This is a genomic window from Dyadobacter sp. (assembly GCF_017744695.1).
Lineage (GTDB): Bacteria > Bacteroidota > Bacteroidia > Cytophagales > Spirosomataceae > Dyadobacter.
Genome location: NZ_JAGIAS010000001.1, coordinates 1,819,991 through 1,835,890 on the forward strand (window position 1 = coordinate 1,819,991; position 15,900 = coordinate 1,835,890).

At 49.8% G+C, this 15,900-nt stretch carries 14 protein-coding genes; 5 read left to right on the forward strand and 9 right to left on the reverse strand.

Translation table 11 applies throughout. The annotated features are described in order from the left end of the window. Positions 1-52: 52 nt before the first annotated feature. The 4 genes from J7619_RS07245 (at position 53) to J7619_RS07260 (ending at position 5,405) form a co-directional block, all read left to right on the forward strand. Positions 53-3,490: a DUF1080 domain-containing protein gene (locus J7619_RS07245; protein ID WP_291196204.1), complete on the forward strand. Its 3,438-nt coding sequence runs from the start codon at positions 53-55 to the stop codon at positions 3,488-3,490. A 91-nt stretch (positions 3,491-3,581) separates the two neighbouring features. Beyond that, positions 3,582-4,094 (forward strand): antitoxin Xre/MbcA/ParS toxin-binding domain-containing protein, encoded by a 513-nt coding sequence (locus J7619_RS07250; protein WP_291196207.1) that lies wholly within the window; start codon positions 3,582-3,584, stop codon positions 4,092-4,094. An 11-nt stretch (positions 4,095-4,105) separates the two neighbouring features. Continuing rightward, on the forward strand, positions 4,106-4,561 hold the full coding sequence (locus J7619_RS07255) for an RES family NAD+ phosphorylase (protein WP_291196210.1): 456 nt from the start codon (positions 4,106-4,108) through the stop codon (positions 4,559-4,561). Positions 4,562-4,730: 169 nt separating this feature from the next. Beyond that, a complete protein-coding gene (locus J7619_RS07260) occupies positions 4,731-5,405 on the forward strand; it encodes an RNA-binding protein (RefSeq protein WP_291196213.1) in 675 nt (224 codons plus the stop codon). Between the two features lie 49 nt (positions 5,406-5,454). Here the strand turns inward: J7619_RS07260 and J7619_RS07265 are convergent, their stop codons facing one another. The 8 genes from J7619_RS07265 to J7619_RS07300 all read right to left on the reverse strand — a co-directional run bounded on the left by J7619_RS07265 (position 5,455) and on the right by J7619_RS07300 (position 14,312). Next, positions 5,455-5,823 carry a DMT family protein gene (locus J7619_RS07265; RefSeq protein WP_291196216.1) on the reverse strand — a complete coding sequence of 123 codons (369 nt, stop codon included), beginning with the start codon at positions 5,821-5,823 and terminating at the stop codon, positions 5,455-5,457. Next, entirely contained in the window at positions 5,820-7,010 is a 1,191-nt protein-coding gene (locus tag J7619_RS07270) for a nucleoside permease (RefSeq protein WP_291196219.1), read from the reverse strand. Before J7619_RS07270 ends, J7619_RS07265 begins: the two co-directional genes overlap by 4 nt. A 52-nt stretch (positions 7,011-7,062) precedes the next feature. Continuing rightward, positions 7,063-9,657 (reverse strand): DNA mismatch repair protein MutS, encoded by a 2,595-nt coding sequence (gene mutS / locus J7619_RS07275; protein ID WP_291196222.1) that lies wholly within the window; start codon positions 9,655-9,657, stop codon positions 7,063-7,065. 89 nt (positions 9,658-9,746) lie between these two features. Continuing rightward, positions 9,747-10,352 (reverse strand): pseudouridine synthase, encoded by a 606-nt coding sequence (locus J7619_RS07280; protein ID WP_291196225.1) that lies wholly within the window; start codon positions 10,350-10,352, stop codon positions 9,747-9,749. Between the two features lie 22 nt (positions 10,353-10,374). Then, positions 10,375-10,956 carry a Uma2 family endonuclease gene (locus tag J7619_RS07285; RefSeq protein WP_291196228.1) on the reverse strand — a complete coding sequence of 194 codons (582 nt, stop codon included), beginning with the start codon at positions 10,954-10,956 and terminating at the stop codon, positions 10,375-10,377. A 75-nt stretch (positions 10,957-11,031) separates the two neighbouring features. Beyond that, on the reverse strand, positions 11,032-11,796 hold the full coding sequence (locus J7619_RS07290) for an exodeoxyribonuclease III (RefSeq protein ID WP_291196230.1): 765 nt from the start codon (positions 11,794-11,796) through the stop codon (positions 11,032-11,034). Positions 11,797-11,821: 25 nt separating this feature from the next. Beyond that, positions 11,822-13,645 carry a hypothetical protein gene (locus J7619_RS07295; protein WP_291196233.1) on the reverse strand — a complete coding sequence of 608 codons (1,824 nt, stop codon included), beginning with the start codon at positions 13,643-13,645 and terminating at the stop codon, positions 11,822-11,824. Positions 13,646-13,679: 34 nt separating this feature from the next. Beyond that, a complete protein-coding gene (locus J7619_RS07300) occupies positions 13,680-14,312 on the reverse strand; it encodes a hypothetical protein (RefSeq protein ID WP_291196236.1) in 633 nt (210 codons plus the stop codon). Between the two features lie 146 nt (positions 14,313-14,458). Here J7619_RS07300 and J7619_RS07305 point away from each other — a divergent pair, with 146 nt between their 5' ends. Beyond that, positions 14,459-14,998: a DUF4494 domain-containing protein gene (locus tag J7619_RS07305; protein WP_291196239.1), complete on the forward strand. Its 540-nt coding sequence runs from the start codon at positions 14,459-14,461 to the stop codon at positions 14,996-14,998. A 90-nt stretch (positions 14,999-15,088) separates the two neighbouring features. On the opposite strand, the gene J7619_RS07310 is transcribed toward J7619_RS07305, so the two are convergent. Next, complete coding sequence (locus J7619_RS07310; protein ID WP_291196242.1) at positions 15,089-15,832, reverse strand: hypothetical protein; 744 nt, start codon at positions 15,830-15,832, stop codon at positions 15,089-15,091. Between the last annotated feature and the right edge of the window lie 68 nt (positions 15,833-15,900).

Below are 15,900 nucleotides of genomic sequence, written 5' to 3' on the forward strand. Positions count from 1 at the left end.
AACTTAACCAGCTAACTGACAGGCCCTGTGGCTTGCAGCACCGGCATATCCGATGAAAAACAGACTTTACAATATCATGGCCCTCTGCCTGGCTTCCTCGCAGCTGATGGCCCAAACCGACAACCCGCTCGATGCCAAAGTCAAAGCGGTGTTGTCAAAACTGCCCTCCCAGAACGAGGCGGCATTGAAGAAAAACATGGAAGAACTCGCCCAGCTCGGCAAACCCGGACTCGTGCAGATCGCATCCATGCTGACGCCACCCGGCAAAGGGGATAATACCAAAATCCAGTACGCGCTGGGTGGTTTCACTTACTATGCCTCCCAGGCTGGCAAAGAGGCATTGCGCAAAGACGCGGCCGAAGCCTATGGCGAAGCATTGTCGAAAGTGAATGACCCCGACAGTAAAAACTTCCTGATTTACCAGCTTCAAACGGTTGGTAAAGATGAATCGGTGGAGGTTTTGAAGGGTTATCTCAAAGACGAGCGGCTTTCGCAGCCTGCCGCGCGGACATTGGCACGCATTGGCTCGCCAGCGGCAGGAGCTGCATTGCTGCAAGCACTCGGCAATGCCAGCGGAAGCGCACAACTGGCGATCACTGAGGCATTGGGCGGCAGCCACAACAAAGACGCCGCTCCGGCCATCGAAAAAGCCGCTACCAGCGCTGATACCAAACTCCGGAAGGTAAGCCTTTATGCGCTTTCTGAAATAGGTTCTCCTACCTCGGAAAGTATTCTGGCAGGTGCAGCACAAAAGGCCGCGTACGGTTACGACGAAGCAGATGCAACGGCTGTCTACCTCAAATATCTGGCAAACCTTGCCGCTACTGGCCATGCTGCAACCGCTGAAAAAGCGGCACTCGCATTGATCAAAGCTACACCTGATGTGAAGCAATCGGCGACACGTTCTTCTGCATTGAAGATTTACTCGGATATCAAAAAGAGAGAATCCGTTCCCGTGCTCGTGAGCGCATTGCAAAGCAGCGACGCACAGTACCGCGCTGCCGCATTGAAATTGGGCCAAAAATACCTGATGGCCGATGGCACTACACCGTGGCTGAATGCATTTAAAAAGGCTACACCCACTGTACAGGCGGAAATCATCACCATGCTCGGCCGCGCAGAATCGAAAGATGCATTGCCGGTGGTTTTGAAAGCGCTTGCTTCAAAGGATAGCAAGGTAAAAACGGCGGCCATCTGGGCAGCGGGTAAAATCGGACAGGAGAGCAGCGTTGCCAAACTGATCCCGGTTTTGAAAACGGCTAACGCAGATGAAATCGCAACGGCGAAAAGCAGCTTGCTGACGATCAAAGGCTCTTCATTGGTAGATCAGGTGGCAACGGCCATCCCTACCCTGCCCGCTGCCTCACAATCGGCTTTGATCGACGTGCTGGCTGCCCGTGGGGCGAGCTCCAAACTGCCGGTAGTTTCCGCACAATTGAAAAGTACAAATCCCGAAGTGCGGAAATCTGCTTTCGGTGCATTGCAATCACTGGCTACCGCTAACGATCTGCCACAATTGTACACCCTGCTGAACACTGTTTCCAATGCCGACGAGATTTCGGCTACACAGCGCGCTATCAACGTGGCGATCAAGGAAAGTGGTGATGCCAACAGCCAGACAGACGCCGTTCTGAAACAAATACAGGCTGCTCCTGCCGACAAGCAGGGCAATTACCTCGCAGTTCTGGCCGGTATTGGCGGTAAGAAGGCGTTGAAGTCAGTAGTGGAAGCTTATGGAAATGGTGATGCGGCGAAGAAAAAATCAGCTATTGCGGCACTTTCGGCGTGGTCGGATGCGAGTGCTGCTAAAGAGTTGCTGGCTATCGCTCATAGCACCGGCGACTCCGACGATTTCAATGCAGCATTGAATGGCTATGTGGCCGCTACCGCGAAATCGGGCAAGACTGCTGCCAACAAAGTGATCATGCTCCGCGAAGCGTTGGCCATCGCCAAAACCGATGCACAGAAAGAAGTTATTTTAAAGGAGCTGGGAAGAAACAGAACCTTTAACTCACTACTGCTCGCCGGCAAATACCTGGACAATGCAGGTACCCAGCAAGCTGCTGCCCAGGCGGTGATGAACATTGCATTGGCTAACAAAAACCTGTACAGCGCCGAAATCCGCGAACTGCTGACCAAGGCAGGACCTCTTTTGAAAGGTCAGGACGCCGATTACCAACGCGAATCGATCCGCAAGCACCTGGCTGAATTGCCCGCAGGCGAAGGCTTTGTGCCCCTTTTTAATGGCAAAGACCTTTCGGGCTGGAAAGGCCTGGTACAAAACCCGATTGCACGCCGCAAAATGAGCGCCGACACGCTGGCGTTCAAACAGAAAAAAGCGGATGAGGCCGCATTTAAGGATTGGTTTGCCAAAGACGGCGAACTCGTTTTCTCGGGCCACGGCGATAACCTTTGCACGGTGAAGCAATACGGCGATTTTGAAATGTACGTCGATTGGAAAATCCAGAAGGATGGTGACGCAGGTATTTATCTACGCGGTACCCCGCAGGTTCAGATCTGGGACACCTCACGCGTGAGCGTGGGGGCGCAAGTAGGCTCGGGCGGACTTTATAACAATCAAAAAAATCCAAGCAAGCCTTCGAAAGTAGCCGACAATGCGATTGGCGAATGGAACACTTTCCACATTACGATGATCGGCGACCGCGTATCGGTAGATCTGAATGGCGAAAATGTGGTGGACAATGTGGTACTGGAAAACTACTGGGACCGCAACCTGCCGATCTTCGCGAAAGAACAGCTCGAATTGCAGGCGCACGGCAACGAGATCCATTACCGCGACATCTACGTCCGCGAAATCCCTCGCCCGGAGTTTACATTGCCGGAAGCAGAACAGAAGGACGATTTCAAGGTGCTGTTCGATGGTACGAATATGTTTGAATGGGTGGGTAACAAAACCGACTATTTCATCCAGAACGGCGAACTGGTTGTCGATCCTAAGAAAGGCGGCAAAGGCAACCTGTACACCAAAGACGAATACAGCGATTTCGATTTCCGTTTCGAGTTCCAGCTTACGCCGGGTGCGAATAACGGTCTTGGTATCCGCACACCTATGGAAGGCGACGCGGCATACGTAGGAACCGAAATCCAGATACTGGACAACGACGCCGAGATTTACAAGGATTTGCACGAATATCAGTACCACGGTTCAGCCTACGGCATTATTCCCGCCAAAAGAGGTTATCTGAAACCGGTTGGCGAATGGAACTACGAGGAAGTCCGCGTTCAGGGCTCGAAACTAAAGGTAACGCTGAACGGCACCGTGATCCTTGACGGCGACCTGGCGGAAGCCAGCAAAAACGGCACGGCGGACCACAAAGACCACCCCGGACTGAAAAGGACCAGCGGGCACCTCGGATTCCTCGGTCACGGTTCCGAACTCAAATTCAGGAACATCCGCATCAAGGACCTGACCAAAGTGGCACCGGAGCCGGTTGAGACAGGTAAGAAAAAGAATAAGAAGAAAAAGTAATTTGAGAAATGCCCTGCTATTTTGCGGGGCATTTTTATTTTCGTACATTTAGTATAAAATTATACTTCATTTAGTAGAAATTTAAATCATCATGAAAAAACACACACCTAAGCCTTATCCCGAGCCTGATGACGCTCCAGGGGCCACTTTTAATGAACCTTACGCTGCCTATTACGGCGCACAACATCCCGGCATCATCTTCAAAACTCCCTTGCAACGGCCGGAAAGCCAGATGACCAGCTTTCAGAAAATCGATATGATCCGTAAAGGGATCAGCAAAAATGATTTTGAGCTATTCAAGAACAAGGCCGATCTGGATTACGATCAGTTAGCGCACGCATTGTCGGTAGCGCGGGCCACGCTCATCAATAAAAAGGGGGATGAAAAGTTTAACCAATCCCTCAGCGAGCGGATTGTGAGCCTGGCGGATATTTATTCTTACGGATACGAGGTATTCGAAGATACGGAGCGTTTCAATAGCTGGGTTTTCAGGCCCAATCAGGCATTGGGCGGTGAGCGGCCTTTTGATTTTCTGGACAATCAGTTTGGCCGAGAGGAGGTCAAAAATCTGATTGGCCGCATCGATTATGGGGTTTATTCTTAACACCGTAGCCGATGATCGTTTACAGAGTCGGGCGCACACGTTACGCCCGCGACCTCGATGGTGAAGGAGCACGCCTGCATGGTGGCCGCTGGAACCACCCGCTCACGCCGTGCATTTACACTTCGGAAAGCCGCGCGCTGGCTTTACTGGAATACACGGCCAATGTCAACATCGACGACATTCCAAGGGCGCTCAGTATTACCGCATTTGAAATAGACCCTGCTTACATTTTAGACTTGCCCGCAAGCGCCTTGCCGGGCGACTGGAAGAATGCCCCTGCACCCGCTTCGACCAAAGATTTTGGTACTAACTTACTCCGGAAGGCTGACTACGGGATTATTAAAATCCCGTCTGCGATCATGGACGACGAATTTAATTACCTGCTCAACCCGCTATTTCGCAAGGTCTTAATCTATTCCATCCGGTCGGTCCGCGATTTCGTTTATGACGTCCGGCTTAAATTATAGAAAAAAATTAAAAAATGTCCCCTTGGATCACTTTGGGCAATTTTATTTAGCTTTGATATAATAATCAGAAAATCAAGATCAAGAAAAGTAAATAAGCAGACTTTGGCTCTTGAGTGGATAAAGTAAAATATATTTATTACATCTAAAATCAATAAAATCAAGGCGTTTCATGGACATTTTTGTTGGTAGTCTTTCTTTTAAGTTAAAGGAAAGCGAGCTGCGTGAAGCTTTCGAAAAGTATGGTAAAGTAAGCTCGGCGAAAATTATCATTGACAAAATTACGCGTCAAAGCAAAGGGTTCGGGTTTGTTGAAATGCCCGATGAAACAGAAGCGAGAGCTGCCATTAATGCATTGAACGGGGCGGATATGTATGGCAGGCCTCTGGTAGTAAACGAATCCCAAAAGAGAGAACCCAGAAGCGACGGCGGCGGTACTTCCCGCCCCGATACGCGTAACCGGGAAGGCTTTAACCGGCCACGACCGGCGGGAAATGACGGTCCAGGTAACAGAACGCCTTATACTCAAGATAGAAATACAGGAAGAGATTATACCCGGCAAGAACCATCCCTTGACGACGACGATCAGGACGATGACGATGCACCAAGCGCTCCGGCAAGACCTGCGGAACGCAACTTTGGCGATCGGGGATTTTCGGGAGGAGGAGGCAACAACTTCCGCCAACCTGATAAGCAACGCGACAAGGGGCACCACGACCGCGGACATGACCATAATCGTCACCAGGGAGGCAGACCGAAAATGGAAGATCGTTACAGCAACAAAAAAGGCGGAGGTGGTTCGAAAGACTATGGCCGCCGGTTCGGTGGCGACGACGATTGGGATTAAAATATTACATTATAAAAAGAGCCTGCAAGCTTCCGCTCGCAGGCTCTTTTTATTTTCTGAATATGAAGTAAACCGCCAGCACCAGGAAAACGAACCCGACGAAGTGGTTCCAGCGGAAAGTCTCCGTTTTAAAGAAAAGCAATGTAAAAACCATGAAAATGACCAATGTGATCACCTCCTGGATCACTTTCAGTTCTACCAGTGAAAATGGTCCGCCATTTTCCTTGAAGCCTATTCTGTTGGCAGGAACCTGAAAACAATATTCAAACAGGGCTATTCCCCAACTGATGAGGATAATGGAGAACAGCCCCAGTTTGCTAAACCAACCCAGCTCCTTGAATTTCAAATGCCCGTACCACGCCATCGTCATGAAGGCGTTGGACAATATCAGAAGGCCGATGGTCAGGAATGATTTCATGCAGCAGCTTTAACTTTGTTGTCCCGGAAAAACAATACAAAAAGCACCAGTACCACCGCGGCAATGCCTGCCGGTACCATCCAGATCGACGTCCAGTTTTTCACATTGTCGACGGTATACATATCCGCCACTACACCAGCAATCCACGAACCGATACCCATACCGATGCCGTACGTAGCGATGGAGATCAGCCCTTGTGCGGAAGAACGGTATTGCTCACCTGCTTTGCTATCGGTGTAAATCTGGCCGGTAACGAAGAAAAAGTCATAGCAAACACCGTGCAGCACGATCGCGAGGTAAAGCAGCCATTCGCTGGATGCATCTCCGTAACCAAAACCAATGAAACGGATGATCCATGCAACGAGGCCTACGACCAGCATCCATTTCACACCGAAACGTGAAAACGCCAGCGGGATCAGCAACATGAATACCACTTCCGAAGCCTGGCCAAGGGACATTTTATTTTCTACATTGGTCATGCCCGAATCCGTCAGCGACGGATTGGCCATTGCATAATAGAATGACAGCGGGATGCAGATCAGCAGCGACGAAATGAAGAAGATCGCGAAAGAACGGTCTTTGAACAATTTGAAGGCATCCAAACCAAGAATATCCGAGACAGAAGTGTGTGAACTTGGCTTTGGAGGGGTATCGGGCAAAAAGAATGAGTAAACACCCAGGAATGCCGCAGTGAACATGGAAATCTTGAAAATCAATGCCGTGTGACCGATTTCATAGTATCCGATGATGTTCGTTACCGCGATCCATGCCACGGTTCCCATTACGCGGATGGCGGGGAAGTCTTTTTCCGAATTGGTCACTTGTTGCATCGCAATGGAAGTCGTGAGCGACATGGCCGGCGCGAAAGTGATACAATAGGCCAGGATTACCCAAAAGAACGTGTCGGGATCTTTCACTTCGGACAGCACGTACAGAATACCTGCCCCTACTATGTTTAATATTCCCAGCACTTTCTGCGCTGCGAAATAACGGTCGGCGATCATACCCACAAAGAATGGCGCGATGATCATTGCAATGGAGAATGCCGCGTATGCATTCCCCACCTGGACGCCCGTTGCGCCCAACTCGGTAAACATATACTTGCTCATTTGCCCGTACCATGCACCCCACACAAAATAGAGCAGGAACATCATGGCCATCAACTGAAAGCGGGTCGAATTTTTCATAAACTAGGTTAGCGGTTGTAGGAGATTGATTGGTATGACATTGAAAATAAATTTACTTCTTGATCAGCTTCTGGAACTCGTTCAGTTTCAGCAATGCTTCGATGGGTGATAGTGTGTTGACATCCACGAGCAGCAATTTTTCTTTCAATTCGTCCAGCTTCGGGTCCGCCGGTTCAAAAATGCTGAGCTGGAAATTGTTTTTAGGAATATCCTTCACCCGCTTCTTGTGCTCGTGCGCCACGTGGTCTTTTTCCAGGTGTTGCATGATCTCACTCGCGCGCAGGACAATCGGTTGCGGCATACCGGCGATCTGCGCCACATGGATACCGAAACTATGCGCACTGCCGCCCGGTTTGAGTTTCCGCAGGAAAACCACTTTGTTGTCCACTTCCTTTACGGCTACATTGAAGTTTTTGATGCGCGGGAAATCCTCCGCAAGCTGGTTCAATTCGTGGTAGTGGGTGGCAAAAAGCGTTTTGGGCCGGCAATCTGACTGGCTATGGAGGTATTCTGTAATCGCCCAGGCAATGGAAACACCGTCGTAAGTGCTCGTTCCGCGACCAATCTCATCCATCAGTACCAGGCTTTTGCTGCTCAGGTTATTCAGGATGCTGGCCGTTTCGGTCATTTCGACCATGAAAGTACTTTCCCCTTTACTGAGGTTATCGCTCGCCCCTACCCGGGTGAAAACCTTGTCGACCAGACCAATCGTAGCCGATTTGGCCGGGACAAAACTACCCATTTGGGCCATCAGCACGATCAATGCCGTTTGCCGGAGCAACGCCGACTTACCGGCCATGTTGGGACCGGTAATGATGATGATCTGCTGGCTGGCGTCGTCAAGGTAAACATCGTTGGGCACATAGCTCTCGCCCACCGGCAATTGCTGCTCGATTACCGGGTGGCGTCCTTCCTTGATATCCAGCTCGTTGCCCTCACTGATGACCGGTTGCACGTATTTGTTCTTCCGGGCAGCCAATGCAAACGAACTCAGTACATCCAGCGCCGATATTACCAGCGCATTCTGCTGAATGGCCGCCACATACTCCGAAGCCGTTTGAACGATTTCACTGAATATTTTGAATTCGATGGCCGAAATGCGATCCTCCGCATTCATGATCTTCTCTTCGTACTCTTTGAGCTCAGGCGTAATATACCGTTCCGCATTCACGAGGGTCTGTTTCCGGATCCAGTCGGAAGGTACCTTGCTCTGATGCGCGTGGGTCACTTCTAGATAGTAGCCAAATACCTTGTTATAGGCAATTTTTAACGAACCAATACCGGTGCGTTCGATCTCCCGGTTCTGGAGTTTGATCAGGTAATCCTTGCCTTCGTAAGAAATGGCGTGCAATTCATCCAGTTCGCTGTCTACACCGCTCCGGATCATCCGGCCCTGGTTGGACAATACCGGCGCGTCATCGCGAAGCTCGCGTTCGATTTTCTCGACCAATGCGTCGCAGGTATCGAGCTGGGAAGCAAATTTATTCAGCATACCGCCCGTCAGCAATTCTTTTACGGGGGTAATCTGTTTCAGTGATTTTTTTAGCTGAACCAACTCCCGCGGATTAATACGCCGCACCGCCACTTTGGAAATCAGTCGTTCCAGGTCGCCGATCTGTTTGAAGTATCCAACCAGCGACTCATGGAGCTCCTCATGTGCCAGGAGGTGCGCAACCGCGGCCAAACGTTCCTCAACCGGCGCTTTGTCTTTCAACGGCAATACCATCCATTTCCGCAACTGCCTCGCGCCCATCGGCGTAACCGTGTGATCGAGGATGTCGATCAGTGGTACACCACCTTCTTGTTGAGGATACACGAGTTCCAGGTTACGGACGGTGAAACGGTCGAGCCACACATATTTCTCCTCTTCCAACCGGGTAATGCGGCTGATATGCGCGACCTCCTTGTGCTCGGTTTCGCGCAGGTAATGCAAAATCACCCCCGCCGCAATAATGCCCAGCGGGAGCGACTCAATGCCGTAGCCCTTTAAAGTTGTAGTCTGAAAATGGCCTGTAAGCTGCTCATAGCCATAATCATAGCCGAAGCACCAGTCTTCCAGGTGAAAAGTATGGTATTTCCCTCCGAAGAGTTCGTTGAATTCCTGCTTATGTTTTTTGCAATACAACACCTCGGCCGGGCCGAAGCCCTGGAGCATTTTGTCTACGTAGGCCGCATTGCCCTGCGATGCCATGAATTCGCCCGTGGAAATATCCAGGAACGCAATCCCGTAAAAACCGTCGCTGCCTACGTGTATCGCCGCCAGATAGTTGTTTTTACGAATATCGAGCACATTATCGTTGAACGACACGCCCGGCGTAACAAGCTCCGTTACCCCGCGCTTTACAATGCCTTTTGCCGCAGCCGGATCTTCCAGCTGGTCGCAAATCGCCACACGCTCGCCCGCGCGGACGAGTTTGGGCAGATAATTATCCAATGAATGGTGTGGAAAACCTGCGAGCTCCTCGTGCGCACCGCCATTATTCCGGCGTGTAAGTACAATGCCCAGAATTTTGGAAGCCCTTACCGCATCCTCTCCGAAAGTCTCATAAAAATCACCAACCCGGAAAAGCAGCAGTGCTCCGGGATATTTGGCTTTAATCTGATTGTATTGTTTATTAAGCGGAGTTTCTTTGTGTGCCTTTGCCAATTATCAGCCTAATTTTAAGAACAAGGATTTGTACAAAATTAAGCCTTCTCTCCGGTTTGGCAAGTCAGGGCAAATGATTTATCCCCTCGTCAAAAGGTCCTTTCATAAAAAAGTTTAGCCTCTTTCGGCGTAACTTCCCATACGTCCCCTGGTTTAGGAAAATTTATTTTTTTATCCGCTAATGAAATTTTTCCGATAGACCAGCGAACTAGCCTGAGCGTCGGGAAACCGACCGCCGCCGTCATCCGCCGCACCTGCCGGTTCTTGCCCTCATGCAATGTAACCGACAGCCATGAAGTAGGGATATTCTTCCGGAAACGGATCGGCGGATTACGCTCCGGCAGCTCCGGCTCGTTTATTTTCGAGATCTCGGCGGGCAGCGTCTTGTACTGTTTCCCATTGATAGAAATCATTACGCCATTGGAAAGCTGCCGGCAAGCTTCTTCTGTAACCTCGCCTTCCACCTGCACGTAATACGTACGCGTGTGCCTGTTACGCGGTTCGAGTAGTTTTGTTTTGAGGAAATTGTCGTTCGTCAGGAGCAAGAGCCCTTCGCTGTCAGCGTCAAGCCGGCCTACGGGGTAAATGTCTTTGGCAAATGTAAAATCGAGATCAGCCAGCGTCTGATGATCGCCCTCGCGGGAGAATTGCGAAAGCATTCCGAAGGGTTTGTAGATGAGGTAGTATTGAAACAAAATAAAAAATTTTACATCTGGGCTATTTGATCAACTTTCCCAGATCAACTGTTAAGCCTGGAAGAACATTCTCACCCGAAAGTACAGCGGCGAAATCCTCTGTAGATACCGAGCCATCTTCACGAAAAATATATACTTTACGATCGAACCGGTCAATCATCCAGCCGAGACGGGTACCGTTTTCAATGTATTCCTTCATCTTTTCAAGTACGTATTGCTTTGAATCGGATTTGGAACGAATTTCGACTACAAAATCCGGGCACACGTGTGCGAACTTCTCTCTTTCTTCATCGTCCAAATCAATCAATCTTTCCGGACTGATCCAGGATATATCAGGCGATCTCACGGCCCCGTTTGGCAATGTAAAGCCGGACGAGGATTCCAAAAATTCACCTAAGCCCGTTTGCTCAAACCATTTGAACATAACCCCACCAAGGCGGAAATTCAGGCGCGAAGTAGACATTGTTGTTGGTGACATAACTATAATGTTTCCATGCGAGTCCCTTTCGAACTCTAGTGTGTCGTTTATTTGGCAGAACTCAAAGAATTCTTCGTCACTCATCGGGCTAACCATTTTTAAAGTCACCTGCATTTCGGCATCCATGGGTCATTGAGTTTTTGCTTCTATCAAAAATAAACAATTATCACCGGCATTGAAACACACATTTACCCCAATGCCCTACTCAATTTCCAACCACACCGGACAGTGGTCCGAATGGACGGCATCGTTGTACTGGCGGGCACCGGTGATGCGGTCTTTGATCGGTTCGGCTACGGAAATGTAATCGATACGCCATCCTTTGTTGTTGCCGCGGGCGCCGGCGCGGTAGGTCCACCAGGAGTATTGGCGGAGCGTGGGGTTCATGAAACGGAAGGCGTCGGTATAGCCGTTGGCAAACCATTCGGTCATCCAGGCACGCTCTTCGGGCAGGAAGCCGGATGATTTCTGGTTCCTGACCGGATCGTGGATATCGATTTCGGTATGTGCAATATTGTAGTCTCCGCAAATGATCAGGTTCGGACGCTCCTTTCTCAATTCATTTACCCAAACGAAGAAATCGGCAAGGAAGCGCATTTTCACGCTCTGCCGCACGTCGCCGCTGGTACCGGAAGGAAAATAGCAGTTCAGCACCGTGATATCGCCGAAATCAGCCCTTAACACGCGGCCCTCCGAATCGTAAGCCGGAATGCCGCATCCTTCCACAACAAGGTCCGGCTTGATTTTGGAAAATATCGCGACCCCGCTGTAACCCTTTTTCTCGGCGGCGTGCCAGCCCGCGAGTTCATAACCCAGTGCCCGAAAACCCGAAAGGTCGACCACATCCGGCGTAGCTTTTACTTCCTGAAAACAAAGAATATCGGCCGGTGTGGTTTGCAGCCAGTCGAGCAGGCCGTTTTTTAATGCGGCGCGGATGCCGTTCAGATTGTAGGTTAGTATTTGCATAAATGAGGGGCAGGCATTGACAGCCTTAGTAAAATAACACTTGCTTTCCGGTATAAGCCGATTTCCACTTCCCGGATTCATCGCGTGACATGATCCACGCGCGGTATTTTCCCTCGGGAAGCTTCGGCTTGTAAAGCGAGTACTGGTAATTGTTACTGTAATATGAAGCTTTTTGTAAAAAATCGGAAACCGTATTATGCTCCGGAACCGCAGGGAGTACGATCGTATGCCGCCCCGAATCCAGCGCAATGTAAAAGGTTTCTTTCTGCGCCCTCTCCGGCGTTACAAAAAATTTGAAATACTTGACGGGAAGATTGTTTTCTCCATTTCTGTACTGGAACTGCGCATCGAAGGTTCCCGCAAACGGTTTTCGCGACGCGGTCTGACGGATCAGGTCTTCCTGCGCGGGCATGTCGTAAAACTGGTAGAAATCCGTAATCCCATCCGATTCAAGATCGATGATCAGGTCGCGCATGCGCGTGGGGTGGTTCCAGAACGGGATGTCGGTAAACAGGTCCCCGATGGTCAAGAATGTTTTGTAATTCTTCCAAAAGTAGCTGTCGATCACCAGATCGTCGTGCAGTTTTCGTATCGATACGATGGAAGTGAAATAGCTCACAAAATTCAACCCGATAAAAAACACCATCGCAACAATAGCCGCCAGTTTTTTCCAGGATTTGAAATTCTTCAAAGCAATTACGACGCAGATATAGCAAGCAGCGACCAATACAATTCCGAATATCATGTACCGCCTCGAAAACACGGTACCGCCGTACATAACGTAATTGTTGATCGGCCGGCTGATGACGAACATCGCACCGGTACCCATGATGAACATCATTGTACCAAGCAGGAACCAGTCCGACCAGACAGGTTTGCGTGCCAGTAGTGTTCTTAATGCCCAGATCGCAAAGATTAATGCAATACCGGCCCCCAGCACAACACAAGCGATCATGTCCTTGTGAAACACCGGCACAAGCGGATGCCTCACGTCGAGGTACAAGGCATTACCCCAGAACGCCATCACGAAAATCGCATTGAAAAACGGGTGGTTCCAGACTTTTTCACCCGGGGAACTGACGAACTGGTAATCGAAAAAGAAGTAGAACAGCAATACCACAACGCTGGCCACAAGCCACCAGAGCAGGCTTTTGAAACGCTTCTGAAAGGTTAATATGATCATTCCTACGATCCACGCCAGCAATCCGCTGCCACTCGTGAAGGTTGTCAGCAATGCAGCAATCAGTCCGACGCGGAAGCCCTTTTCATCCTCACGTGCAAGGCCATGGACGGTAAGCATGGCAAAGAAGATCAGCGGTGTGTTTTGCAGCGCCGCAATTCCCCAATAAGCGTTTTCGAAGTAAACCAGATTGAAAAGTATGTAGGGCACGGGAATGAACCAGTACCACGAAATGCGCTCCTTTTTCAGGCCTAGGTAAAGCAAATAGCCTATTCCCAGCATGAAAAGGTCCCCGATGATGATCTGCGTTTTGATATTGACCGAGCCGGTCAGCGCGAACATGATCAACATGACGATCCGCTCGAAGCCAAACCTGTGCTGGTTCACCTGCTCGAAAAGCGCTTTCAGCATTCCTGTGAAACTCCCCGAGTTGCGCAGTTTCTGCACGGTTTCAAGTAGATTGAAATCGTCGGTATAAGGAATATTGACGACGTGCGCATCAAGGAGGATGAAAAAATAGAGCACGGGTAATACGACCAGTCCGATACCGGTCCACTGCCGCCAGGATCTTATTTTTTCTATCCAAAACGTAGCCCCAAACAGTATCAGCAGTACAACAACGAGACTGTAATACTCAAACAAATGAGGATCTTCGAGAAATAGCTTCAAAACATAGGGGAGTTTGGGAACTGACTGCGCCTGCTTACCGCGTTCCGGTGATCATCTGGCTGGTTATTTCTTTTTCAAAAGTAATATAACCGGGGTAATTGACCTGCTTTCCGGCAATATCCAGCGTCGGCCTTACTTTCACCACGAACTTCGAAGGCTTGGCGTCCGACTTGCCCGTCAGGGCGATAATCATGTTCACAAACTGATCGCGCGTTTTGTCGTTGGAAAGCAACTGGTATGCATTGGTTTGCAGGCTCACAGGTACGCGCGTAGGCGTGGTGCCCGGCATCACTTCGATCAGTTGGCTCAGGTAGCCGTTGAAAATTTCGCTTTCAGTCAGCAGCACTTTATATTCCAGCTGGTTGATCGCCGCCCGCTTGCGGGTAGGATTGGTGATATCCACATTAACCCGGAGATTCAGCGGCACGTCTTTTCTGAGTAACCCCATGGCCAGTCGCGGATATCTGGCCAGGTCGAAATCACTGAAACTCCTGATATTCCGGAACTCGCGAATGTCGATACCAGCGAGGTACACGCTGTCGACCGACGCAATATCATATTTACAATCACCAAAAACCTTCGCTTCCGAAACCTGACGGCTCACGCCGCAACTTGTCATTACAGCCACAACAACGACGATTACGGCCAACCAAATGTGTTTTTTCATTACAATGTATTTTTCGCAAGTTAAACAGTAGGTATCAGAACGCATACCCGGGGCGGGGATTATTAGTTTCTGGTGTTATTTTTTGCGTGCTTTCGAACCAGCCTCTACATTTGCACACTCTAATTTTCACCCAATCAACACGAACAATGGCCAGCTGGTATTTAGGAAAAATTCGGTATCAAAAAGAAGACGAAGCAGGAAGGTTGAAAACGATCAATGAGACGTATCTGGTAGATGCAGTTTCATACACCGAGTCGGAAGCGAGATTGTACAAGCAAATCCTTACCGACGCCAGCGATTTCAGTGTGACGGCCATCAGCAGAATGCGCCTGGCCGACCTCTTTTCTTATGAGGAAGGCGAACAGTGGTTCAAAGCCAAGGTCATTTACTTCTCCGTGGACGAAAAGAGCGGCAAGGAGAAGAAAATTGTGAATTATATGCTGGTCAATGCGGAAGGCATCCAGCAAGCACTCGACCGGATCAACGAAAGCATGCGCAACTTCCTGATCCCTTACGAAGTGACGGACATTAACCTCACCCCGATCCTGGATGTGTTCCCATATTCGGCGGATGAAGACAAGGAACCTGAAATTCCGGCCAATATGCGCCCGCTATCCGAGGTAATGGCCGAACGCGCACAGGCGGAGGCTAGCACGGAAACCGCGGTTCCAGTAGAGAATGCATAACAAATGTCACCCTGAGCGCAGTCGAAGGGCATGTGGGACGGCTCCATACTGACTGTCTTCGACTTCGCTCAGACTGACATTTATCAAACATCAGTCATTCACCTTCAATACCGCATAACCCTTGGCATTCGCCGTGTAAGGATCCTTGCCAAAACTTTTCAATTTCAAGACCAGGTCTTTCGAATTAATCTCTGAAAGCAACAAATCCGAAGGCAGCAGGTTCATGTAATCAAATGAAACCGGCAGACTTACGGCGCTTTCGACGAATTCGAGGCCGTAGAGCGGGTACACGCTAAATGGGGTTTTGGTAAGCCAGATCTTCTCCTGAGTGCCCGAAGTCGCGTAAGTGAGGTCATACTCGGTGCTGGTCAGGCCAAATTCTTCCCGTTTGTTTTCTGTGGGTACCACATAGGTCGCGAAATCGTCCTGCTGCTGCTTTTTAGTATCCGCATCCGGCTTAAATTCCTTCACCACTTCATTGATCCTGACTTTCTTACCGTCCTCATCGGTTCCACAGAAAATGTATTTCCCGTCGGGGAAGCCGATCACAAAATCAAATGCTTTACCGCCTTTTCCGAAACTCGTTTCCTTCACAAAACACATGGCGCCTGTAACCGGGTCCAGGTGAATTTTGATCGTCCCGGCGGTTTTATCCGCTTTATTCTGATAATCAAAAATCAATGCGTGGCTGAAATAGTACTGCCCCTTGTCGGGCTTCCAGAGCGTAACGCGCTGTTTGTCGGCGGGTATCTTTTTCGGGGCCTGCGCCAACGCTGGCACGACAACGCCCAGGAGACACACCGAGAGGGCAAAAATGGATAGGTAACGTTTCATTTCACAGGTTCTTTAAAATAGCTGCAAGCTAGAAAGAGCCTGCTGAAAAACCATACCATCGCTGCATT

Bases quoted from the DNA above. Each gene is read 5' to 3' on its own strand.
- J7619_RS07285 (WP_291196228.1), bottom strand. From the start codon at position 10,956: ATGGATGCCGAAATGCAGGTGACTTTAAAAATGGTTAGCCCGATGAGT.
- J7619_RS07265 (WP_291196216.1), bottom strand. From the start codon at position 5,823: ATGAAATCATTCCTGACCATCGGCCTTCTGATATTGTCCAACGCCTTC.
- J7619_RS07270 (WP_291196219.1), bottom strand. From the start codon at position 7,010: ATGAAAAATTCGACCCGCTTTCAGTTGATGGCCATGATGTTCCTGCTC.
- J7619_RS07245 (WP_291196204.1), top strand. From the start codon at position 53: ATGAAAAACAGACTTTACAATATCATGGCCCTCTGCCTGGCTTCCTCG.
- J7619_RS07305 (WP_291196239.1), top strand. From the start codon at position 14,459: ATGGCCAGCTGGTATTTAGGAAAAATTCGGTATCAAAAAGAAGACGAA.
- J7619_RS07300 (WP_291196236.1), bottom strand. From the start codon at position 14,312: ATGAAAAAACACATTTGGTTGGCCGTAATCGTCGTTGTTGTGGCTGTA.
- J7619_RS07260 (WP_291196213.1), top strand. From the start codon at position 4,731: ATGGACATTTTTGTTGGTAGTCTTTCTTTTAAGTTAAAGGAAAGCGAG.
- J7619_RS07310 (WP_291196242.1), bottom strand. From the start codon at position 15,832: ATGAAACGTTACCTATCCATTTTTGCCCTCTCGGTGTGTCTCCTGGGC.
- J7619_RS07250 (WP_291196207.1), top strand. From the start codon at position 3,582: ATGAAAAAACACACACCTAAGCCTTATCCCGAGCCTGATGACGCTCCA.
- J7619_RS07255 (WP_291196210.1), top strand. From the start codon at position 4,106: ATGATCGTTTACAGAGTCGGGCGCACACGTTACGCCCGCGACCTCGAT.
- J7619_RS07290 (WP_291196230.1), bottom strand. From the start codon at position 11,796: ATGCAAATACTAACCTACAATCTGAACGGCATCCGCGCCGCATTAAAA.